Below are 20,021 nucleotides of genomic sequence, written 5' to 3'. Positions count from 1 at the left end.
CGGCGCTGCCAAGCTAGTCATTGCCTATCGGTTCAATTTCGCCCCGCTGAGATGGGGATTTGGGCCCAAGGATTGCCTATTTCAAGGCCGATGTTGTTCAAAAGGAGCCGCCATGACCACCCCAGTCGAAATTCACTTTAAAGATGTAGAATTGGAAAACCTCGCCGAGACGGTTGGGCAGGTGGCAATCATCGCCAGCGAAGACGGAAAACTGGGCATCGAAGCACGTCGTGTGAATGGTTTGACGCGCAAAGCTGTGGCACGTCTGGTGGCCAGCGATGCGTTTGAAAAGGCCGCATTGGGGGACGTGATGACAATCGCCTATCCGGCTGCAATGGCGGCCGAGGCGGTTTTGGTGATCAAATTGCCCCGCCGCCCCAGCGTCGATCAAGCCCGCAAAGCCGGGGCCAATCTGGCCAAAACCCGGTCCAAAGCGCCGCTTTTGCTGCTCACTGGGGCAACCACCAAGGTCGAAGATATCTCACTCGGGTTGGCTTTGCGGGATTACGAATTCACGGATCATAAAACCGCCGATCACGTGGCCAATGCCCCTGTGACCATCATGTGCCGCAACGCCGAAGACGTGGCCAAAGCCGCCGCGCCGATGGCCGCCATCGCCGAAGGTGTTTTTTTCACCCGCGATTTGACCAATGAACCGGCCAATGTTTTGACCACGGATGATTTTGCCGCGCGTTTGGCCGCGATGCAGGAACTCGGGCTTGAGGTTGAAATCCTCGAAGAGGCTGAGCTGGAAAAACTGGGCATGGGGTCGCTGCTATGCGTCGGGCAGGGGTCCGATAGCCCATCCAAAGTGGTGGTCATGCAATGGAATGGCGGCGGCGACGAAGCACCGTTTGCTTTTGTTGGCAAAGGTGTGGTGTTTGACACGGGCGGGATCAGCCTGAAACCGGCCGCGGGCATGGAAGAAATGACCATGGATATGGGCGGCGCGGGCGTTGTTGCGGGGCTGATGCGTACCTTGGCGCTGCGCAAAGCCAAAGCCAATGTTGTCGGTCTGGTCGGGTTGGTGGAAAACATGCCATCGGGCAATGCTGTGCGCCCCGGCGATGTGGTGAAATCCATGAAGGGCGACACAATTGAGGTGATCAACACGGACGCTGAGGGGCGTTTGGTTCTGGCGGATGTGCTATGGTATGCGCAGGACCGTTTCAAACCCAGCGGTGTGATCAATCTGGCGACGCTCACCGGGGCAATTATCATTGGTTTGGGCCATGAAAATGCGGGTCTGTTCAGCAATGATGACCAGCTGGCTGGCAATATCCTAAAGGCAGCAAAGGCCGAAGGCGAAGGCGCGTGGCGCATGCCGATGGGGCAGGGCTATGACGATCTGTTGAAATCGCGCATTGCGGATATGAAAAACATCGGTGGGCGCCCAGCCGGGTCAATCACTGCCGCGCAATTCCTGAAACGGTTCATCCAGGATGACATGCCATGGACCCATCTGGATATTGCCGGTGTGGCCTCTTTGTCTGCACCGTCAACCTTTGCCCCCAAAGGCGCGACTGGCTGGGGCGTGATGACGCTTAACCGGTTTATCGCGGACACATACGAGGCATAAACCATTATGGGCGCTGCATATTTCTATCATGTGACGCAATCCAGCATCGAACAAACCTTGCCCATGTTATTGGGCAAGGCGCGTCAGGCCGGATGGCGGATCGAGGTGCGCGGCCAACATGCCGACGATATGGAACGGCTGGATAAACAGCTATGGCTTGGGGATGAAAACGGATTTGATCCGCATGGTTTGGCCGGGGGCGACTATGATGCGGACCAGCCGGTTTTGCTGACCTTTGGTCAGGCAGCGGGCAATAATCCGACCTGCGTGATGTCGGTCTATGGCGCGGATGTCACCCCACAAGACGTGACCGCATTGGAACGGGTCTGTATCCTGTTTGACGGTCACGACGGCGCGGCCGTGGCCCATGCGCGGGTCCAGTGGAAAACGCTAGCAGATGCGGGTTGCACAGCCCAATATTGGAGCCAGGAATCCGGTCGCTGGGAAAAGAAAGCTGAAACCGCGTAGCAGATTCTAGCGCGTCAGAACCAGTTTGTTGCCGACAATTTCGATCCGCGCAAACCGTTCCAGATACCCCATCCCCAGCAGGGATCCTTCTAATTCGCCTTGGTTGACGACAGCGCGTACATTCCGGTCGACAATCGGACCAAGCCGCACTTCATCAAGAATAACCGGCGCGGTTTTCACGATGCCGTTTGCCGTGCTGGCGCGCCCGGTAAAGGCCAGATCACGCGTAGAAATCCCGATGGCGGTTGCGTCCGGTAGGCTCAGCACCATGTCGGTGGCCCCTGTATCCACGACAAAATTCACAGGAACGGCATTCAGCGTCAGGCTTAGATAAAAATGCCCGTCAATGGCACGCGGCACTTCGATGGCATTGCCATCCAGCACGGTTTGGCGTCCCAGAATGTCCCCACGCATATCCTGCCACAGACCATAACCGGCAATCATGCCGACAAAAATCAGGACCCAGATGATCGCTTGCTGGGCGACTTTGCCCAAACTGGTGCGGTTTTGCGCTATGAACCAGCCGACCACCGCGGTGCCCAACAACACCATATATGCTAGCCTTGCGATCAGATCCCCGTCCATGAATACCCCTTACGCCCCAAGAAACCCAAACGATTGTAACCCATCCAGGATGAACTGCACGGACAAAGCCGCAAGCAACATCCCCAGCAAGCGGGTGATCACATTGATCCCCACTTTGCCCAAAAGGCGTTCCATGACGCCGGCCGCCATAAAAAACAAATAAACGATAAAAATCACGGACAACATGACGCCCAAAACGGTGACGTAATCCGTCACGCCTTCGGCCTGACCGGTTAGCAAAATGATTGTCGCAATCGATCCAGGCCCCGCAATCAGAGGGATGGCCAAGGGAAAAACCGATGGGTCATCGTGATGTTCCTGCGCGCCTTCGTCGGCCGTGTCGCTGCGCCGGGTCTGGCGGCGTTCAAACAGCATATCAAGCGCGGTCAAAAACAGCAGTACACCACCGGCAATGCGAAATGCGGGCATTGATATCCCGACAAAGCCCAAAACGGATTCGCCAAGCAGCCCAAACATCACCAGCAAACCCGCCCCAACCAGGCAGGATCGCACGGCAATTGCACGCCGTTTCTTGGCATCCATACCTTGGGTCATGGCCACAAAAAGAGGCGCCAATCCGATCGGGTCGATAATCACCAACAGGGTGGTGAATGCCGCAATCAGGGCCGCTAAGTCGTACATTTCATTCTCTTTTGATCGATGTATTTGACCAGCCAATCATAGGCGGGGGCATTGGTCCAGCGCGATCTTGTCGCGTTGAACCGCTGTGTTTTGACGTATCAGCCTTTGGCGGCTTCTAGTTTTTCCAGCGCGGCCATCCACATGGCTTCGGCGCGTTCCAGCCCTTGCATCACCTCGGCGTATTTGCGGTTCCATGTTTCCAGCTCGCCAATGCGGCTGCTGTCATACAGATCAGGATCCGCCAGTTTGGTGGCCAGCTTGTCGCGCATCCCATTGATCTTGTTCACACGTTCTTCGGCTTTGCGCACCTCAGATTTCAATGCGAGCAATGTGTCACGAGACGCTTTTTGAACCTTGGGTTTGACCGGGGCGGCTGGTTTGGCGGGTTTGTCGCCCAACAACAATTGTTTGCGATAGGCTTGCAAATCTTCTTCGTAGGGGGCGACACGACCGTCTTTGACCAACCACAGACGATCCGCAACCATGCTGAGCAGGTGCATGTCGTGGCTGACCAAAATCACCGCACCGGAATAGGCCGTTAATGCCTCGACCAGCGCTTCGCGGCTTTCGATATCTAGGTGGTTTGTCGGCTCATCGAGGATCAGCAAATGCGGCGCATCAATCGTGGCCAGCATCAGCGACAGACGCGCCTTTTGCCCACCAGACAATTTGCCCACCAGCGTTTCGGCCTGATCCGCCATCAACCCAAACCCAGACAACCGCGCGCGCAATCGTGCAGGTGTTTCGGTGGGGCGCAGGCGACGCACATGGTCCAGCGGGGTTTCGTCCGGATATAATTCATCCAGCTGGTGCTGGGCAAAATAGCCAATGCGCAGCTTGTTGGACCGCACAACTTTGCCTTTCATCGCCGGAAGTCGATCCGACAGCAATTTGGACAAAGTCGATTTACCCTGACCGTTTTGGCCCAGCAGCGCGATGCGGTCATCCTGATCAATCCGCAGGTTCAGCCGGTCGAGAATGATTTTGTCGTCATAGCCGACAGCCGCGCCTTCCATATTGATAATGGGGGGCGACAATTCCTCTGGTTCGGGGAAACTGAAGGCCCGCAAAGCCGCCTCTTGGGGGGTGGCGATCAGGCTGATCTTTTCGATCATTTTCAACCGGGACTGGGCCTGCACCGCCTTGGACGCTTTGGCACGGAACCGATCCACAAAGCTTTGCAAATGGGCGATCCGGGCCTTGGATTTGGCGTTTTCAGATTCAGCCGCAGCCAAACGCGCCTGCCGGATTTCGGCGAATTTGTCGTATGGCGTGCCGTAATAGGTCAGTTTGCGATCTTCGAGGTGCAAAATCCCGCCAACGGCCCGGTTCAGCAATCCGCGATCATGGGACACGATTAAAACCGTATGCGGATATTTCGCCAGATAGCTTTCCAGCCACACCGCGCCTTCGAGATCCAGATAGTTGGTCGGTTCATCGAGCAACAGCAAATCAGGCTCGGAAAACAGCACGGCTGCCAGCGCAACCCGCATCCGCCAGCCGCCCGAAAACGCCGAACAGGGCTGTTGTTGTTTGTCATTGTCAAAGCCCAAACCCTTGAGGATCGAAGCCGCGCGCGCCTCTGCGGACCAGGCATCAATATCGGTCAGACGGGTCTGAATATCGGCAATGCGGATCGGATCGGTCGCAGATTCGGATTCGGCCAGCAACGCGGCGCGTTCTTTGTCCGCTGCCAGAACCGTATCCAGCAGTGACACATCCGATCCCGGCACCTCTTGGGAAACGCCGCCAATGCGTGCGCCGCGCGGAACTGAGATGGATCCAGTTTCCAGCACCAATTCCTTGTAAATTAAGCGGAACAGCGTGGTTTTGCCGGTTCCATTACGGCCCACCAAGCCCACTTTGTGGCCTGTTGGGATCATCGCCGATGCGTTCTCAATCAGAGGACGGCCTTGGACGGAATAAGAGATGTCTGAAATCTTTAACATGGGCTGGGCTTAACAGAGCGATGCACAAGGCGCAAAACGCTTTTCAAAGCAGTTCGACCATGTTAGTTCGCGGCCAAATTCACACTTTCCCAAGAGGTCTATCATGGCGACTGAACGCACACTTTCGATCATCAAACCCGATGCAACCAAACGCAACCTAACTGGCAAAATCAACGCCAAGTTCGAAGATGCCGGTCTGCGCATCATCGCGCAAAAACGCGTTCAGTTGACAATGGCCCAAGCGGGCAAATTCTACGAAGTTCACGCCGAACGCCCATTTTACGGCGAATTGTGTGAATTCATGGTGTCCGAGCCTGTCGTGATCCAAGTTCTGGAAGGCGAAGGTGCCATCGCGAAAAACCGCGAAGTTATGGGCGCAACCAACCCAGCAGACGCAGCTGCCGGTACAATCCGCGCAGAATTCGCGCTGTCCGTTGGTGAGAACTCTGTTCACGGTTCCGATGCACCAGAAACGGCTGCTCAGGAAATCGCTTACTTCTTCTCCGGTCTTGAACTGGTTGGCTAAGCCGATATCGGCAGGGTAGGGCGCGCCCTATTCTGCCAACAAATTCGGGAACCGTCTGGGTCCTGGTATGGCCGTTCGCACCATTCTGGCGCGGGCGGCTTTTTTGTTCAGGTTCTTTTCCAGCAGGCGATAATTGCGGATGTTGGCGTTATAGATCACGTCAAAGACGTCGCCGACGATGGGGATCGACCCAATGATCACATCCATCAACAGATTGCTGATCATAAAGGCCAGCGCGCCGGGTGTGGCCCCCAATTTATGCGCGCGCCAAACCATCCAGACCGACGGGCCCAGCGTGGCGACATCCCCGATGACCGGGATCAGACCTAGAATATTGTCCAGCCCCACGGAAATGTTTGTGCGCGGGATGTAAAACAGCGCGTCCATGCGCCAAGCAACTTTGCGCAGGCGGGCCAATTCATAATCCAAATCTTGAATTTGGGGATCTTGGTCGATGATATCAGGTTTAATGTTCATGGTATTAACATACCGGGCGGGCGGACTGATGTAAATACCTTTTACTTTATGCTGCGTGGCAGGTTTTCCTTACTTTACAGCGGGCAAAACGCCGATTTGATCTAGGATGGTTTCAATTTCGGACAGGTCTTTGTCAAAATGTTTGGTCTTCATGGCGTCAAATTTGACCCGTAGGGCGTCCTTTTCTTTGCCTTTGCAATCGTTCCACGGGCGCCCCTGCAATGCCATGACCAACACATAATACCCGATAAAATGTGGGCGTGATCCGTTGGCCAGCAGTTGCGCATAGGCCGCATCCGCCCCCACATCATATAGGTCCTCAGCCGTATGAATGCCGACCTCTTTGAGCGCCTTTTCATAGGCTGGGCCAAGGTTTCGAATGCTGGAAATCGCGGTCATCGGGCAGGGGCCTGCAATGTTAAAGCCAAGTGTTGACGTTAAATTAACCGCTGAACGGAAAAAGACCAGCGTCCCTGCAAGGAGAATGAACAGGGAATTCGCTGGTCAGCTAGCCGCCCCGTGCGAGGGAGAACGCATAAGGGCGGGAATCCTATGGGTCAAATGGAACGGCCCCTCCGCATCGGGGGCGTTCAACATGTGATCAGATGCTTGCGTAGTCTTTGAATACAATGGGTTTTGGCGCGGGGGCAGGTTTTTTGTCCCCGGACGCCGTCCGTGGTGTCGGGGTGGGTTTCTGTGCGCTACGAATGCTTTTGAAAACTGTATTCATCACTGCGTCTACCTTTATGCCAGGGGCCAATGCCCGTTAATCCCTGTGGGCCTCTTGGTGGGCCATAAATTCAGGCTGCTCAAAGAGGATGGCCGGAAAAAGACGCAATTGTGTCAAATCCAAGGCAGTGTGCTCGGGGCAATGGAGCACCGCGGTTAATGAAGGCCGGGAGAGTGGCGATGTGAGTAGGGAGAATGGACCGCAGCAGATGGATCACCACTTTGGTCTGAATACAAAAAAACCGCCCGATTTCTCGAGGCGGTTTTTTGTTTCCAATCAGTGCCTTGCAGGATGATTGGCTCCGGCGGTAGGGATCGAACCTACGACCAATTGATTAACAGTCAACTGCTCTACCGCTGAGCTACGCCGGAACATGTGGGGTGATATAGCGACGTGATTCAGTGGCGGCAAGAGGGGAAATGCGAAAATGTCATCTGGATGACAGATTATTTTTACCGCCTCAGTTCAAAGCGCGCATTGATTGATATTTGCGGCTGCGCGGTGATTACATCACGCCCCACTAAATCAACGAGATGCGCAAAAACGTTTCGCTCTGCTGCTGGAAACAAACGGGGGTTCACATCTGTATAAACGGTTTGTGTGACTTCGGATGCGGTCGTGCAGCCCGTTGAAAGGGCTTGCAAAATTTGCTGTTCTCTAGATTTGCGATGTTGGATCAATTCCGCCAGCCGACCATGTGGGTCGTCCATCGGGGCCCCATGTCCGGCATGGTAGCGGCGCGCTGGGATTGACTGCAATTTAACACAGGATTGCATGAAATCGGTCAAATCCCCGTCAGGCGGCGATACCAACGACGACGCCCAGCCCATCACATGATCCCCAGTCAGAACAACATCCTGCCAGCCAAGCGCAATATGGTTGCCCATATGGCCGGGCGTGTGAATGACGCGAATAGGGCATTCGGCATCAATGATCTCTCCGTCGTTAACCCTTTGATCAAATTCAAAGTTCACATCAACGCCTTCGCCCCCACCTGCCAATCCTTGCGCGGCAAGTTGCTGCATTACGGGGCTCTGACCTGCGTTAGAATCGCCAAAGGCTAGAATTTTTGCGCCGGTTTCACCTGCTAATGGTCGCGCGAGCGGGGAATGATCCAAATGGGAATGCGTGACGATGATTTGGTCCACGGGGCGGCCCTTGATGGCGGCCAAAATCGCAGAGAGATGCTCTGAACTCTCTGGACCCGGGTCGACGATCGTCAGACGCGCATCGCCCAACAGATAGGTGTTGGTCCCCATAAACGTCATCGGCGATGGGTTGGGGGCCAGAATGCGGGTCAGACCGGGATCCAACTGTTCGGCGATACCGGGGGTGGGATCAAATTCTGTTTGCATATTGGTTTCGCTTTTCACTTGGGGCACCGCGCATTACGTTTGGCACATGTTCTTTACCTGGCTCAAACATTATATGCCCCGAAGCCTGTATGGGCGCGCCGCGTTGATCCTGATTTTGCCGGTGGTCACTCTGCAATTGGTGGTGTCTGTCACCTTTATTCAGCGCCATTTCGAAGGTGTGACCCGCCAAATGAGCCAATCAATCCTTATCGAGCTGTCTTATCTGGCCGAAGGTGTGGCCCAAGCAGACAGCTTTGAGGCGGCGCAACAAGTTGTTCTGGAACGTGCATCGCCCTTGGAAATGAATGTTGTCTTACCGGCTGGCGATGTGCCTGCGCAGGACATTCGCGCGTTTTACGATCTGTCCGGGCGGGAAGTGATCAGAACGTTGCGTCCTCAGCTTTTGGGGATGGGCCCCGTTGATCTGAGCGACACGCGCCGGGTGAAACTGTGGCTTGAAACGCCACATGGGATTATGCAGATCAGTTTTGATCGTCAACGTGTTTCGGCCAGTAATCCGCACCAACTTATTGTTTTGATGGTTGTTTTGGGTGTTCTGATGACGCTGATTGCCTATGTTTATCTGCGCAATCAGCTGCGACCGATCAAACGGATGGCTGCCGCGGCGGCTGAATATGGCAAAGGGCGGATTGTGCCATATGCACCGTCTGGCGCCACCGAAGTGCGTGCAGCAGGCAATGCATTTTTAGACATGCGCAACCGGATCGAACGTCAGGTGGCGGCGCGCACCTTGATGCTGTCTGGGGTGAGTCATGACCTGCGCACGCCGCTGACACGCCTTAGGTTAGAGCTGAGCCTGATGGATGAACAGGACGCAGCCCCGTTGTTGCGCGACGTTGATGACATGCAGCGATTGGTCGATGCGTTTTTGGATTTCGCCCGCGACGAAGCTTTGGACGCGCTAGAGGAAACCGATCCGGTTGCGTTGATAAAACAGGTTGTGGCAGACGCGGCGCGAACTGGGGATGACGTCGAATTGGGGCCGATATCCGGCGTTTTGCCTGCTCCGGGGACGATGCCGTTGCGGCCCATGGCGATTTGCCGAGCGCTTGAAAATTTGATCGGCAACGCATTGCGCTATGGGGGCAGGGCGATTGTTTCGATTTCCGTATCCAACCGGGCGCTAAAAATTTCTGTCGAAGATAACGGCCCCGGCATCCCCCCACAACAACGCGACGAGGCGTTGAAGCCTTTCACCCGACTTGATCCGTCCCGCAATCAAAATCGCGGCAGCGGCGTTGGGCTGGGATTGGCGATTGTGGCTGATATTACCCGCGTACATGGCGGCGCAATCCGACTTGCTGATAGCGATCTAATGGGTGGGCTGCGGGTCGATTTGATTTTCCCACGATGATTAAAGGCAAGGCAACTTGGAATGGCAAATATGACCATCCCAAATTGCCATCTCTAAATTATTGGGCAGCGGCGGCCGCAATAAATTCAGCCTCAAACTGTTCCCTAAGTTGTGCGAGTTCACCGGAATCACGCATTTCTATGATGATTTCATCAATCATCGGGATGATATCAGCTTTGGATTCATGCACATAATGATAAAGTTGCAGCGTCGCCAGCGCGGGGGAAACCATTTCGACGCCGGTAATGCCGTGCTGTGCCAGATTGGCCCGACCATCTAGATTGCTAGACAATGCAAAATCTACGCGGCCTGACTGAACAAGACGGAACAACGCGTCTGAATTTCGGACTTCGTGAACATTATCAACGTCTTGGGTGATGTTTCGTGTGTGAAGAACCCCCATCACAATCGCATTTGAATAGTTCTCCAACTCTTGCGCACTTGTCACTTGCATATCTGTGCCCGCTTGGCGAAACGCAACGGTTTGCAGATCAGACAATGGTGTGGGAACCCGGATCAAGGTGGGATGGTTTTCCCCCAACGCAAAAATTCGCAAAGTTTCCCCATCCATTCTGCCCGACGCCGCTTCTTCTAGGGCGCGACGTCCGGGCATTTCTGTAATTGTAATTTCCAGACCCGCACGATTATATACTTCTTCTAGCAAGCGCGCGCCTACGGCTTGCTCTGCAAGGCCCTGAATACGTACAAAATTGTATTCAGCGGCGACTGCAATATTGGCCATCCCTAGCGTGAGCGCCGCGATCAGAGATACAAAGAGTTTTTTTAAGCTGAAATTCATATTGAAGGTCCTTTGATGATTGTGGACATTCAAAAAACTGGATTGAACATCGCTGACGAGGCCACGCTATCAAGGCAAATGTAAACGTCTGTTGAACGTTGAGAGATCAGCGCACATCCGTGTTTCTAAAACTGTTTAGAAATTAACTGTTTGAGAGCGGCAAGTGGTTGGTCAACCAACCCAGATCCAGACGCCAATCACAAATCTAGTTTGCCCAAAGTTGACGGAATGCCAGGTTGTGAGCTGATATTTCGTACTTTTCACAATGACAGCCGTCAAAGCGGACTATTCGTCCAAGGTAGGGCGATCAATCACGGCATCCATTGCCTTGGAATAGAGGGCTTTGTGGGCCATGGCGCGTTGGCGACGTATTTCACCTCCGGCAAATTCAGCCCCAGCCATCCAAATACCCATTTCAGACATTTGGCGCAGCGCAAACAAAAAGATCTTAACTTTGTGCATCTCCTTCACTCCGATTTGTTAAACACCATCAGTTTACCCCGATCTGGTTAAGGCGGCGTTCACTTTGGCTTGTTTGGTCTGGGCGCTGGTCGGGGAAACACGTGTTTATCTGGGGAAAAGCCCGAACCGTGATGCAAAGGTGGCCAAAGTTTGCAGTGTGAAACGCCGTTTTGGAGGCGCAAATGTTCGAGTGATGGAAGCGGTTAACGCGATGAGAACCCTAAATAGGGCCAAACATCGTGAGAATTGCTAGGTGTTTGAAGTTGCCATGCTTTTGAACATATCGCTGATGGTTTGGTGCGGGTTTGATCTGTTCAGTTTCATGCCAGCCCAAATGTTAGCGGCCACACCACGATTGGTCAAAATGGCCGCCGCGGAATTGGTTTTTGGGCAGATATACAGGGTTGATGTCGATCCAGCCGTGCCCCCATTGTGAAACAGCATCAACGGAGCGTCATTTTGCAATTCTATCGAAAACCATCCCAGACTTTGCGCGATGGGTTTGGTCGCCCCGCGTCGTCCTAATCCAAATAATGGCATGACGCTGTTTTTGATGGCACGATCCAGAGATGTGACTGGGTTTTCCAAAGCGCGCAGAACAAAATGCGCGAATTTCCCTAGGTCTCGCGCGGTGGAACGCAAACATCCTGCGCCAGCATAGGCTTGGAATGTCCAAGGAACCACGGGTTTGCCTTTGGCATCATGGGGCTGCATGAACCGCGCCTGTTGATCTGATGTCAGAAGGCTGCTGGTGTCGCGCAACCCCATAGGATCAATCACTTTTTCGGATAAAAGGTCCAAAAATGGTTTCCCCACACTTAGGCTTATCGCCTCTCCCAAAAGGCCCATGCCCAAATTGGAATAGGCATGCCGTACATGACGAGGTTGGGACGTGATTGCCCGGTCATCAAACCAGTCAAAGAGGTCTTTCCTCGTAAAAGTTGCATAAGGATCATCGGGCAAAGGTTTGAACAGCACTTTCCAAATCGGCACATGGATCCTGGGCAATCCGCTGGTATGGGTCGCCAAGGTTTGAAATGTGATCCAGTCTGGGACATTTGACAGACCGGGATCTACGTCTTGGATGGCGCGATTGGGGTCAATTTTGCCTTCTTCGATCAACACAGCAAGCAAAAGCGCGGTGAAAACTTTGCTGATCGATCCAATTTCGAACAGCAAATCTTGGGGGGCGGTTTGACCTGCGGGCGGAATTGTTCCCAACGCAGAAAACGCGCAATCCCCATCCGTGAGCAACATGCTGACAATACCGGTTTCATCACCTTGATACGGGGCAAGCATCTTGGAGGGAAGCAACGAATGGGGGGACCGTATCATGGTTCGCTATTTGCCTTTGAAGAATTGACAAAATCTCATCTAAATGTTGGCAAAAGCGGGAATAATCCTTGCCATATCTGGTAGGCCCGGAGGGACTTGAACCCCCAACCAAAGCGTTATGAGCGCTCTGCTCTAACCAATTGAGCTACAGGCCCGCCATGGCTGTGACTAGCAGACAGGCTGGCAAGGTCAAGACCACAGGATGCGGAATTATAAGTCGGGGAAATCGCTGATTATTTCACCCAAAGGCGGACCGCCCAGCACCTGAAGCAAAACTTCAAGCATCTGCGCCTCTTCTTCGGTGAGGTTGGTTGGATCGCCATCCAGATCGGCCATCGCCAGCAAATCGGCCCGGGTCACCACAGACGGGATCGGCATTTTGGGCTGCAATTGGACCAAAGGTTGTTGTTGGAACATATCATGATTGGGATCGTCAGGTTCATAGCGCACATCCGCAGGCATCGCCCATGCGTTGGATGCTATAATTGTGGCAGTACAAACAGCCCAAAGAAATACTGGAACAACAAACTTAGATCGCAGAAAATCAGAGTGAATTGTGGATTCTCTGAACATTCATACCCCCATTTTTCAGTGGCCGGTTACGCGCCCGGTGCCATACACATGTCGAACGCATCTTAATAATATGTGAATATCGCCCCTGAACCGCGGCAGATTTCGCCCGAAATTGTCTGAATTTGCCTGAATTTGATTGTAGTGGCCCACATTCGTTGCACCGCGCGCCGGATTGGGCTATCGCGACGCAAACGTGACCTCGGGGGACAAGCGATGACACAGGACAAAACCCAGAAAAATGGCCAAAAGAACGGCCTAACATATGCCGAAGCAGGCGTGGACATTGATGCGGGCAATGCGCTGGTGGATCGGATCAAACCGGCCGCTGCGTCAACGAACCGGTCTGGCGTGATGGCCGGTCTTGGGGGCTTTGGCGGGTTGTTTGACCTCAAAGCCGCCGGGTTTGACGATCCGATTTTGGTCGCGGCCACGGATGGTGTGGGCACCAAATTGCGGATCGCGATCGATACTGGATTTGTAGACGGCGTTGGCGTTGATCTGGTGGCGATGTGTGTGAACGATCTGGTTTGCCAAGGCGCCGAGCCGCTGTTTTTCCTGGACTATTTTGCCACAGGCAAGCTGGAAACAGATCAGGCGGCGCGGATTGTCGAAGGGATCGCAAAGGGCTGTCGCGACAGTGGTTGCGCGCTGATCGGTGGTGAAACGGCGGAAATGCCGGGCATGTATCCAGCGGGTGATTTTGATCTGGCCGGGTTTAGCGTTGGCGCAATGGAACGTGGTACGGAACTGCCCGCCAATGTCGGCGAAGGCGATGTTCTGTTGGGGTTGGCCAGCGATGGCGTGCATTCCAACGGCTATTCCTTGGTGCGTAAAATCGTCGAAGTTGCAGGCCTTGGCTGGAATGACGACGCGCCGTTTGCCGATGGCAAACTGGGCGAGGCATTGCTGACGCCAACCCGCCTATATGTGAAACAAGCTTTGGCTGCGATCCGCGCGGGCGGTGTGCATGGCTTGGCCCATATCACGGGCGGTGGTTTGACAGAAAACCTGCCGCGGGTTCTGCCCGATGGTTTGGGCTGCAACGTTGATCTAAACGCTTGGGATTTGCCGCCTGTGTTCAAATGGTTGGCCCAGCATGGTGGCTTGGCTGAATCTGAATTGCTGAAGACATTCAATTCGGGGCTGGGCATGGTTTTGGTTGTGGCCGCTGATCGCGCCGATGCGTTGACTGAATTGTTGACAGAGCAGGGCGAAACCGTTGCGCGTCTGGGGACCGTGAATGCCGGCGAAGGCGTCAGCTATTCCGGCAACTTGATCTGAGCAGTGACATGACAGCATCAAAAAAACGCGTCGCGATCCTGATTTCAGGTGGGGGATCCAACATGGTTGCGCTGGCGCAATCCATGCAAGGGGATCACCCGGGGCGCCCCTGTTTGGTGCTGTCAAATGATCCCAATGCCGGTGGTCTGTCCAAGGCCGCCGATATGGGCATCGCCACCGCGTCTGTTGATCACAAACCCTTTGGCAAAGATCGCGCAGCGTTTGAGGCGGCTTTGATCGATGTGTTGGACCAACATCAACCCGATGTTGTGTGTCTGGCCGGGTTCATGCGCATTTTAACCGATGGGTTCACCGGTCATTACGCGGGGCGGATGCTGAACATTCATCCCTCATTGCTGCCCAAATACAAAGGTTTGAACACGCATCAGCGGGCGCTTGATGCGGGGGATGATGTGGCGGGATGCAGCGTGCACGAAGTGACCGCTGAACTGGATGGAGGCCCGATATTAGGGCAGGCACGGGTCGCGATTTTGCCGGGCGAGAATGCGGATGATCTGGCGGCGCGGATTTTGCCGTTTGAACATCAGCTTTATCCAGAGGTTTTGCGCAAATACCTGTCTGGAAACCGCGAAATGACGGTGTTGGGCGCATAGCGCGCAGACAATTTCGGCGCGGTCTCTTTCCTTATGGGTGCAAAATGCCTATCAACATGGCCGACAGGCATATGCATCAGAATGGGCCGGAATGAAGACCATCACCACCACCGAAGAACTGGCCGCGTTTTGCGCTGCCGCCGCGCAGCACCCTTATGTGACCGTGGATACTGAATTTCTGCGTGAACGGACCTATTATTCGAAATTGTGTTTGATCCAGCTGGCCTATCCGGGCGAAGGCGATGAAAATGCAGTGCTGGTGGATCCATTGGTGGCCGATCTGTCGCTCGAGCCGCTTTATGAATTGTTTCGCGATCATGGCGTGGTCAAAGTGTTCCATGCGGCGCGTCAGGATCTGGAAATCTTCTTTGTGGATGCGGGGCTGATCCCGGAACCGTTGTTTGACACCCAGGTGGCGGCGATGGTCTGCGGGTTTGGCGAACAGGTGGGCTATGAAACCCTGGTGCGCAAAATCGTTAAGGACAGCGTTGATAAATCCAGCCGGTTTACCGATTGGTCGCGCCGTCCCTTAACGGATGCCCAAAAGAAATATGCGCTGGCGGATGTGACCCATCTGCGTGGTATCTATGAATTCCTGTCTGCCGAGCTGGATAAATCCGGTCGCAAAAAATGGGTCGCCGAAGAGATGGCCGTGCTGAACGCGCCGGGCACCTATCGGGTCGAACCGGGCGATGCGTGGAAACGGGTGAAAACCCGCACCCAATCTGGGAAATTTATGACCATTCTGCGCGAATTGGCGCGGTTCCGCGAAGGTTACGCCCAGTCGCGCAACGTGCCGCGTAATCGTGTGTTCAAAGATGACGCGCTGGTGGAGCTGGCGTCGACCAAGCCCCGGACCATGCAGGATTTGGGCCGCTCACGCCTGTTACTACGCGAAGCCCGCAAAGGAGAAATTGCGGACGGTATTTTGGCGGCTGTGACCGCCGGATTAGAGGCTGATCCAGCCGATATGCCCAAAAACACCAAAGGCGCGGATAAATTGCAGGTGAACCCGGCATTGGCGGATTTGCTGCGCGTGCTGTTGAAAGCCAAAGCTGAAGGCGAAAAAGTTGCGCAGAAACTGATCGCAACCTCTGCCGATCTGGATGTGATCGCCGCCGGTGGGCGCGATGTAGCAGCCCTAAAAGGTTGGCGCAAAGAGGTGTTTGGCAATGATGCGCTGCTGTTATGTGACGGCAAGGTCGCGTTGGTGGCCAAAGGCAATAACGTGGTGGCTGTGCCCTACGACTAAACCGCATCGCCGAGGTTGGTTTTGAAACAGCGGGTGTCTCAGCACCCGCTGTTTTGCGTTTTAGATCAATCGGTTGGTTTTGCGTCCAACAGGCCCGTTTTAAATAACGCACCTGCGGCTACCGCCCCGATCACAGGGGCCACAATAAACAGCCAAAGCTGCGCCAACGCAGTTGTGCCCGCAAATAGTGCCGGACCAATGGACCGGGCCGGGTTCACCGACACACCCGTCACATTGATGCCCACCAAATGGATCACCACCAATGACAGTCCGATCGCCAAACCGGCCAATGACGCCGGTGCATTGGCGCCTGTTGCACCTAAAATCACCACCATGAATAGGAACGTGGCCACCACTTCGAATATCAGGGCGGCGATCAGGCTATATTCACCCAAATATCCCGCACCCCAGCCGTTTTGGCCCAGCCCGTTTTCCGCGATGCTGTACTCGGCTTTGCCGGATGCAATCACCCACAAAACCAAGGCCGCCGCGATGGCGCCGATGATCTGCGCGATGATGTATTTCACCGCCTCTGGCATCGTCATGCGCCCTGCGGCGACCATGCCCAATGATACGGCCGGGTTGATGTGGCATCCTGACACCGGGCCGATCCCATAGGCCATGGCGATCAACGCCAACCCAAAGGCAAAGCTGATCCCGGTCAGGCCTATATCCCCGCCCGCAATCACCGCGGCCCCACAGCCAAACAACACCAACGTAAAGGTGCCAAGCGCTTCTGCGATTTGTTTGTTCATTTTCTTCCCTCACTGATTAACCTGGGCGACCCTAAGAGGCGCGTGTCATATTGTGAGGGGAATAATTCTGCCAATCGGCCCATAACAGCCGCAAAGCAAGAGGGACCTCAATGCGAGTTGACCCGCATTAAGGTTTTTTTATCAGGCGTTTAGGCCTTAAAGGACCGGCTTGATTTGATCTGATCCCAAGCCCAGACAACTTCGGATAGTTGCTCTTCTTGGGATCGATCACCACCGTTCATATCCGGGTGCAGCACCTTGATCAGGGCTTTGTATTGCTTGCGGATTTCGGCCTTGGTCCAGTGATCCTTAGCCTCAAGGATATCCACCGCTTTGCGTTCGGTGGGGGGCAGGCGGCGCGTGCCGGTAATGGATTTACCGGGGTTTTGCGTCGCGTTTTCACCCAGAACCTGATGGGGGTCTTCGATCCCCAGACGCGCCCATGCGCGCTGTTCCTCTGACTGTTTGAACGGCTTGGTTTCACGTTCCCAAACCCGGTCTTTGTCCTGCTGTTCCAGAACGTCCTTTTCTGTGGACGTCTCAAAGAAGTTCCACTTGAGGTTATATTCCTTCACGTGATCTTTGCAGAACCACAGATATTCATCCAGAATATCAGGCGATTTGGGCGCACGGTATTTGCCTGCATCTTCGCAGCCTTCATGGGCGCAAACGCGGGTCGAGGTTTCAAACGCCCCCGACATGCCGCGCCGTCCGCGCGGATTTTTCTTTTTGGACGTCGACACAGACATGTCGAACCCAAAGGGATCTGATTTGGCCATTCTACGTTCCTTACCGACTCGGACGAGTGATTTTAAACCTCTGGTCACCAAGGTGAAGTCTAAAGTTAAATTTTTTCGGGGTTGATCTGTATAAATTGATCAAAGCGACTCTACCTAAGGTTGCGTTTGCGCACCAAAACCTGCCCATCACAACATAGCTGTGTATTTATCAACGCAGCCCTAAAACCGGGCGGTGTTTTCATGCAAATTGTGAGTGGCAGATCGTGTTATTCAGCTGCGACCGTCGGTTTTTCCCCATCGGGTTTACCGGCACTTTGTTCGGATACCCCGGTGACCATCGCGGTGTTATCCGTTTCAAACGTGATCGCGGCAGGGGCGGCAAGCGGCGCAGACACGGCAGCCTCAATCCGAGGTTTTGTCACAGCAGGGGCCTCGGGGGTGTTTTGCGCAGGGATGTCTGCTGCGACACCATGCGCGATTTCAGGTGCGCTCACAGCTGGCGTCTCTTGGGCTTGGATCGTGCGGCGAAACACCAACATGTTTTGAAATACAGTGGTTTTGCCGGTCAAACCGGACCGTTCTTCGCTGGGCAGTGTATCGGTGCGTTGGTATTCCCAACCATCGCGCCCCATGTCGTTCATGACCATTTCCAAGGCATTGGCAAACCGAGCTTCGCCGGTTTTCAGACCTTTTGCCTTAATCCCCTTTTTCGGGGCGGCCACCACTTTGTATTCAAACGTATTCATCATCTGCTCCCACGCGCGCTTGGACGTCACAGTATCAAGAACGCCCCGTAAATCCAAGGTGTTGCGCGGTTTCTTATGACGGGTCTATGTGTTGTATCTGGCGCGGATTTGGCCGCGATATATAGGATGGTCGGGCGGTGAATGGCCCATTGCACCGCGCAGGTGTCTACGACAAGTGCCAGCAACAGATGCCTGCGATCAGGCTATGTGTTTGCGGCGTTTGCGGATAAACAATCCGGCGCCGATCATCAGCGTCGCAACCAAAGGCAGACCGGCAGGCGCGGGCACCGGGGGCAATGCGCGCGGGGCTTCTATGACGGACACCCGAACGCCATCGGCGGTCAGGGCTGAAAACGTGTCATAGGCGACCCATCCCAAGCTGCGTTCGCGGTAGGAAAAGTCGATAAAGCCGCCTCTGGCATTTGATCGCGATCCCCATCCCAGTTGCGCATGTTCGTAGCGCAGGTTTGGGTCAACAACCCAGTCGATTTCCCCAAAGGATGAATTGGAAACAAACCCCCAATTGTTCCCGATTGTGCCGTTCCAATCGTCAGGCACATCGAAAAAACCACTGGTGGTCTGTGCCGTAAACACTATGGGCATTTGATCCAAAATGGGTTCGGACAACGCATCTAGGATATTGGTCCAGCTGGTCAGTGTGAATGTGTCTGTTGTTGTATCAACGACGCCTTGCCATTCCATGTGATGCGGCCAAAACAACGTCACATCATATAGCGTTGCCTGCGCTGGCAAAGAGGCCGCACAAAGGAATAATGTTCCAGCGGCTATGTCACGTGGACGAAACGGCATGCGCAATTTCCCATTAAGTGAACAAAAAATTAACGCCAACAACAATGGCGTTAATCTATCCGTAATTGACGAGGAATTGCAAGAAAAAGCGGGTTAATGACGTCGTATCACGCTTTTGGGGGCTTAAAACCAAATTAGCTGGAAAGAGGATGATGTTTTTCATCTCAGATTTTTGGGAATAATCCCCGGAAAAAAACCAGCCGCAACGGGGGGCTGCAACTGGTGTGACGTTTGAGCCAATTCGTTCAAATCTGCCTTTAACGCGCTTTCTTACGGCGTCGCAGGAACAATCCCGTCCCGCCCAGTAACGTCGCCATCAACGGGAAACTCGTGGGCGTTGGAACAGCGGGCAAGGAAGGGGCGCCAGCTTCGGTAACAACAGAGACAACATTGTGAGGTGAGGTGAGCAAGCCAGCCCCGGTTGGCACCCAGCCAAGTCTTCCTTCGTTGTCGCTATAATCAAACGGTGCAAATAGCCCCGCACGTCCCCCCCATGCCAGATACAAGTCTGAGAAAGACGAATAAAACGACTCGATCCAATCGACATCAGCAAGCGTCATAGACGACACAAACGCCCAATCCGACCCAATGGTTCCATCCCAGGAATCCGCAACATCAAAAGACCCCGTTGCGGTCTGTGCGGTAAAGGTTATGGGAAACTGATCCGCAAGGGGGGTGAAGGTTCGCCCTTCGATTGTTGTCCAGCTGGTCAGCGTGAAAGTGTCTGTCGTTGTATCAACCACGCCAGTCCAATTCAGGTAATTTTCCCAATCGATCGACACATCATACACAATTGCCTGTGCCGAATTGGCTGTGGCCAGTGCCAAAACTGCGCAAGCCATTCGTTTTTTTAGTAATTTGCTCATGAAAATCCTCTGTTAAATATTAACTCATTAAGCACCTTTCCTTGTTCCCAATGAGACGTGCTAAATCAACAAAAAAGGGGCCACACATTGCTGCATGACCCC

Annotated in this window: 22 protein-coding genes and 2 tRNA genes; 7 read left to right on the top strand and 17 right to left on the bottom strand. The window is 54.1% G+C overall.

Annotated elements, in window-relative coordinates; all coding sequences use genetic code 11:
* Positions 1–112: 112 nt before the first annotated feature.
* Together AB1F12_RS10370 and AB1F12_RS10365 are read left to right on the top strand one after the other, a co-directional pair.
* Positions 113–1,579: a leucyl aminopeptidase gene (locus tag AB1F12_RS10370; protein WP_368184083.1), complete on the top strand. Its 1,467-nt coding sequence runs from the start codon at positions 113–115 to the stop codon at positions 1,577–1,579.
* A gap of 6 nt (positions 1,580–1,585) precedes the next feature.
* The gene (locus AB1F12_RS10365) at positions 1,586–2,047 is read left to right on the top strand and encodes a DNA polymerase III subunit chi (protein WP_368184081.1); all 462 of its coding nucleotides are present in this window, start codon (positions 1,586–1,588) and stop codon (positions 2,045–2,047) included.
* A gap of 6 nt (positions 2,048–2,053) precedes the next feature.
* Here the strand turns inward: AB1F12_RS10365 and AB1F12_RS10360 are convergent, their stop codons facing one another.
* From AB1F12_RS10360 to AB1F12_RS10350, 3 genes are all read right to left on the bottom strand, one after another.
* Entirely contained in the window at positions 2,054–2,632 is a 579-nt protein-coding gene (locus AB1F12_RS10360; protein WP_368184080.1) for a TIGR02281 family clan AA aspartic protease, read from the bottom strand.
* A 9-nt stretch (positions 2,633–2,641) separates the two neighbouring features.
* Entirely contained in the window at positions 2,642–3,274 is a 633-nt protein-coding gene (locus AB1F12_RS10355; RefSeq protein ID WP_368184078.1) for a MarC family protein, read from the bottom strand.
* A 98-nt stretch (positions 3,275–3,372) separates the two neighbouring features.
* The gene (locus AB1F12_RS10350) at positions 3,373–5,223 is read right to left on the bottom strand and encodes an ABC-F family ATP-binding cassette domain-containing protein (RefSeq protein WP_368184076.1); all 1,851 of its coding nucleotides are present in this window, start codon (positions 5,221–5,223) and stop codon (positions 3,373–3,375) included.
* A 103-nt stretch (positions 5,224–5,326) separates the two neighbouring features.
* Here AB1F12_RS10350 and ndk point away from each other — a divergent pair, with 103 nt between their 5' ends.
* Positions 5,327–5,749, top strand: coding sequence for a nucleoside-diphosphate kinase (ndk, locus tag AB1F12_RS10345; RefSeq protein WP_368184074.1), 423 nt, complete (start codon positions 5,327–5,329; stop codon positions 5,747–5,749).
* Between the two features lie 27 nt (positions 5,750–5,776).
* Here ndk and AB1F12_RS10340 read toward each other — a convergent pair whose 3' ends face one another.
* The 4 genes from AB1F12_RS10340 to AB1F12_RS10325 form a co-directional block, all read right to left on the bottom strand.
* The gene (locus AB1F12_RS10340; protein ID WP_368184071.1) at positions 5,777–6,226 is read right to left on the bottom strand and encodes a DUF4112 domain-containing protein; all 450 of its coding nucleotides are present in this window, start codon (positions 6,224–6,226) and stop codon (positions 5,777–5,779) included.
* A 69-nt stretch (positions 6,227–6,295) separates the two neighbouring features.
* Positions 6,296–6,625 carry a TfoX/Sxy family protein gene (locus AB1F12_RS10335; protein ID WP_368184069.1) on the bottom strand — a complete coding sequence of 110 codons (330 nt, stop codon included), beginning with the start codon at positions 6,623–6,625 and terminating at the stop codon, positions 6,296–6,298.
* A gap of 627 nt (positions 6,626–7,252) precedes the next feature.
* A tRNA-Asn gene (locus AB1F12_RS10330) sits at positions 7,253–7,327 on the bottom strand.
* A gap of 81 nt (positions 7,328–7,408) precedes the next feature.
* On the bottom strand, positions 7,409–8,329 hold the full coding sequence (locus tag AB1F12_RS10325; protein WP_368184068.1) for an MBL fold metallo-hydrolase: 921 nt from the start codon (positions 8,327–8,329) through the stop codon (positions 7,409–7,411).
* A 28-nt stretch (positions 8,330–8,357) separates the two neighbouring features.
* Here AB1F12_RS10325 and AB1F12_RS10320 point away from each other — a divergent pair, with 28 nt between their 5' ends.
* On the top strand, positions 8,358–9,686 hold the full coding sequence (locus tag AB1F12_RS10320; RefSeq protein WP_368184066.1) for an ATP-binding protein: 1,329 nt from the start codon (positions 8,358–8,360) through the stop codon (positions 9,684–9,686).
* Positions 9,687–9,744: 58 nt separating this feature from the next.
* Here AB1F12_RS10320 and AB1F12_RS10315 read toward each other — a convergent pair whose 3' ends face one another.
* The 5 genes from AB1F12_RS10315 to AB1F12_RS10295 all read right to left on the bottom strand — a co-directional run bounded on the left by AB1F12_RS10315 (position 9,745) and on the right by AB1F12_RS10295 (position 12,855).
* The gene (locus tag AB1F12_RS10315) at positions 9,745–10,485 is read right to left on the bottom strand and encodes a substrate-binding periplasmic protein (protein WP_368184064.1); all 741 of its coding nucleotides are present in this window, start codon (positions 10,483–10,485) and stop codon (positions 9,745–9,747) included.
* Positions 10,486–10,770: 285 nt separating this feature from the next.
* Positions 10,771–10,947 (bottom strand): hypothetical protein, encoded by a 177-nt coding sequence (locus AB1F12_RS10310; RefSeq protein ID WP_368184062.1) that lies wholly within the window; start codon positions 10,945–10,947, stop codon positions 10,771–10,773.
* 249 nt (positions 10,948–11,196) lie between these two features.
* On the bottom strand, positions 11,197–12,282 hold the full coding sequence (locus AB1F12_RS10305) for a serine hydrolase domain-containing protein (protein WP_368184060.1): 1,086 nt from the start codon (positions 12,280–12,282) through the stop codon (positions 11,197–11,199).
* A 78-nt stretch (positions 12,283–12,360) separates the two neighbouring features.
* Positions 12,361–12,437 (bottom strand) — tRNA-Ile (locus AB1F12_RS10300).
* A 55-nt stretch (positions 12,438–12,492) separates the two neighbouring features.
* The gene (locus AB1F12_RS10295) at positions 12,493–12,855 is read right to left on the bottom strand and encodes a hypothetical protein (protein ID WP_368184058.1); all 363 of its coding nucleotides are present in this window, start codon (positions 12,853–12,855) and stop codon (positions 12,493–12,495) included.
* Positions 12,856–13,068: 213 nt separating this feature from the next.
* On the opposite strand from AB1F12_RS10295, the gene purM reads away from it, so the two are divergent.
* The 3 genes from purM (at position 13,069) to rnd (ending at position 16,002) form a co-directional block, all read left to right on the top strand.
* Positions 13,069–14,136, top strand: coding sequence for a phosphoribosylformylglycinamidine cyclo-ligase (gene purM, locus AB1F12_RS10290; RefSeq protein WP_368184056.1), 1,068 nt, complete (start codon positions 13,069–13,071; stop codon positions 14,134–14,136).
* Between the two features lie 8 nt (positions 14,137–14,144).
* Positions 14,145–14,750 carry a phosphoribosylglycinamide formyltransferase gene (gene purN / locus AB1F12_RS10285; protein ID WP_368184054.1) on the top strand — a complete coding sequence of 202 codons (606 nt, stop codon included), beginning with the start codon at positions 14,145–14,147 and terminating at the stop codon, positions 14,748–14,750.
* Positions 14,751–14,841: 91 nt separating this feature from the next.
* The gene (gene rnd / locus AB1F12_RS10280) at positions 14,842–16,002 is read left to right on the top strand and encodes a ribonuclease D (protein WP_368184051.1); all 1,161 of its coding nucleotides are present in this window, start codon (positions 14,842–14,844) and stop codon (positions 16,000–16,002) included.
* Positions 16,003–16,067: 65 nt separating this feature from the next.
* Here rnd and aqpZ read toward each other — a convergent pair whose 3' ends face one another.
* The 5 genes from aqpZ to AB1F12_RS10255 all read right to left on the bottom strand — a co-directional run bounded on the left by aqpZ (position 16,068) and on the right by AB1F12_RS10255 (position 19,919).
* On the bottom strand, positions 16,068–16,757 hold the full coding sequence (aqpZ, locus tag AB1F12_RS10275; RefSeq protein WP_368184049.1) for an aquaporin Z: 690 nt from the start codon (positions 16,755–16,757) through the stop codon (positions 16,068–16,070).
* Positions 16,758–16,906: 149 nt separating this feature from the next.
* Positions 16,907–17,536, bottom strand: a complete 630-nt coding sequence (locus AB1F12_RS10270; RefSeq protein ID WP_368184047.1) for a J domain-containing protein — start codon at positions 17,534–17,536, stop codon at positions 16,907–16,909.
* 227 nt (positions 17,537–17,763) lie between these two features.
* Positions 17,764–18,246 carry a DUF4177 domain-containing protein gene (locus AB1F12_RS10265; protein WP_368184046.1) on the bottom strand — a complete coding sequence of 161 codons (483 nt, stop codon included), beginning with the start codon at positions 18,244–18,246 and terminating at the stop codon, positions 17,764–17,766.
* Positions 18,247–18,441: 195 nt separating this feature from the next.
* The gene (locus tag AB1F12_RS10260; RefSeq protein ID WP_368184044.1) at positions 18,442–19,053 is read right to left on the bottom strand and encodes a hypothetical protein; all 612 of its coding nucleotides are present in this window, start codon (positions 19,051–19,053) and stop codon (positions 18,442–18,444) included.
* A 257-nt stretch (positions 19,054–19,310) separates the two neighbouring features.
* Complete coding sequence (locus tag AB1F12_RS10255) at positions 19,311–19,919, bottom strand: hypothetical protein (protein WP_368184042.1); 609 nt, start codon at positions 19,917–19,919, stop codon at positions 19,311–19,313.
* Between the last annotated feature and the right edge of the window lie 102 nt (positions 19,920–20,021).

Origin of the sequence: Aestuariibius sp. HNIBRBA575 (genome assembly GCF_040932005.1) — a bacterium.
In the GTDB taxonomy this organism is placed as follows: domain Bacteria; phylum Pseudomonadota; class Alphaproteobacteria; order Rhodobacterales; family Rhodobacteraceae; genus CANLNM01.
Note: the sequence above shows the minus strand (reverse complement) of the source record. Positions and strands in the feature narration are given on the sequence as shown.

What these genes read in the sequence shown, in the direction of transcription:
- AB1F12_RS10370 (WP_368184083.1), top strand. Translation starts at nt 113, where the DNA reads ATGACCACCCCAGTCGAAATTCACTTTAAAGATGTAGAATTGGAAAAC.
- AB1F12_RS10365 (WP_368184081.1), top strand. Translation starts at nt 1,586, where the DNA reads ATGGGCGCTGCATATTTCTATCATGTGACGCAATCCAGCATCGAACAA.
- AB1F12_RS10360 (WP_368184080.1), bottom strand. Translation starts at nt 2,632, where the DNA reads ATGGACGGGGATCTGATCGCAAGGCTAGCATATATGGTGTTGTTGGGC.
- AB1F12_RS10355 (WP_368184078.1), bottom strand. Translation starts at nt 3,274, where the DNA reads ATGTACGACTTAGCGGCCCTGATTGCGGCATTCACCACCCTGTTGGTG.
- AB1F12_RS10350 (WP_368184076.1), bottom strand. Translation starts at nt 5,223, where the DNA reads ATGTTAAAGATTTCAGACATCTCTTATTCCGTCCAAGGCCGTCCTCTG.
- ndk (WP_368184074.1), top strand. Translation starts at nt 5,327, where the DNA reads ATGGCGACTGAACGCACACTTTCGATCATCAAACCCGATGCAACCAAA.
- AB1F12_RS10340 (WP_368184071.1), bottom strand. Translation starts at nt 6,226, where the DNA reads ATGAACATTAAACCTGATATCATCGACCAAGATCCCCAAATTCAAGAT.
- AB1F12_RS10335 (WP_368184069.1), bottom strand. Translation starts at nt 6,625, where the DNA reads ATGACCGCGATTTCCAGCATTCGAAACCTTGGCCCAGCCTATGAAAAG.
- AB1F12_RS10320 (WP_368184066.1), top strand. Translation starts at nt 8,358, where the DNA reads ATGTTCTTTACCTGGCTCAAACATTATATGCCCCGAAGCCTGTATGGG.
- AB1F12_RS10315 (WP_368184064.1), bottom strand. Translation starts at nt 10,485, where the DNA reads ATGAATTTCAGCTTAAAAAAACTCTTTGTATCTCTGATCGCGGCGCTC.
- AB1F12_RS10310 (WP_368184062.1), bottom strand. Translation starts at nt 10,947, where the DNA reads ATGCACAAAGTTAAGATCTTTTTGTTTGCGCTGCGCCAAATGTCTGAA.
- AB1F12_RS10305 (WP_368184060.1), bottom strand. Translation starts at nt 12,282, where the DNA reads ATGATACGGTCCCCCCATTCGTTGCTTCCCTCCAAGATGCTTGCCCCG.
- AB1F12_RS10295 (WP_368184058.1), bottom strand. Translation starts at nt 12,855, where the DNA reads ATGTTCAGAGAATCCACAATTCACTCTGATTTTCTGCGATCTAAGTTT.
- purM (WP_368184056.1), top strand. Translation starts at nt 13,069, where the DNA reads ATGACACAGGACAAAACCCAGAAAAATGGCCAAAAGAACGGCCTAACA.
- purN (WP_368184054.1), top strand. Translation starts at nt 14,145, where the DNA reads ATGACAGCATCAAAAAAACGCGTCGCGATCCTGATTTCAGGTGGGGGA.
- rnd (WP_368184051.1), top strand. Translation starts at nt 14,842, where the DNA reads ATGAAGACCATCACCACCACCGAAGAACTGGCCGCGTTTTGCGCTGCC.
- aqpZ (WP_368184049.1), bottom strand. Translation starts at nt 16,757, where the DNA reads ATGAACAAACAAATCGCAGAAGCGCTTGGCACCTTTACGTTGGTGTTG.
- AB1F12_RS10270 (WP_368184047.1), bottom strand. Translation starts at nt 17,536, where the DNA reads ATGGCCAAATCAGATCCCTTTGGGTTCGACATGTCTGTGTCGACGTCC.
- AB1F12_RS10265 (WP_368184046.1), bottom strand. Translation starts at nt 18,246, where the DNA reads ATGATGAATACGTTTGAATACAAAGTGGTGGCCGCCCCGAAAAAGGGG.
- AB1F12_RS10260 (WP_368184044.1), bottom strand. Translation starts at nt 19,053, where the DNA reads ATGCCGTTTCGTCCACGTGACATAGCCGCTGGAACATTATTCCTTTGT.
- AB1F12_RS10255 (WP_368184042.1), bottom strand. Translation starts at nt 19,919, where the DNA reads ATGAGCAAATTACTAAAAAAACGAATGGCTTGCGCAGTTTTGGCACTG.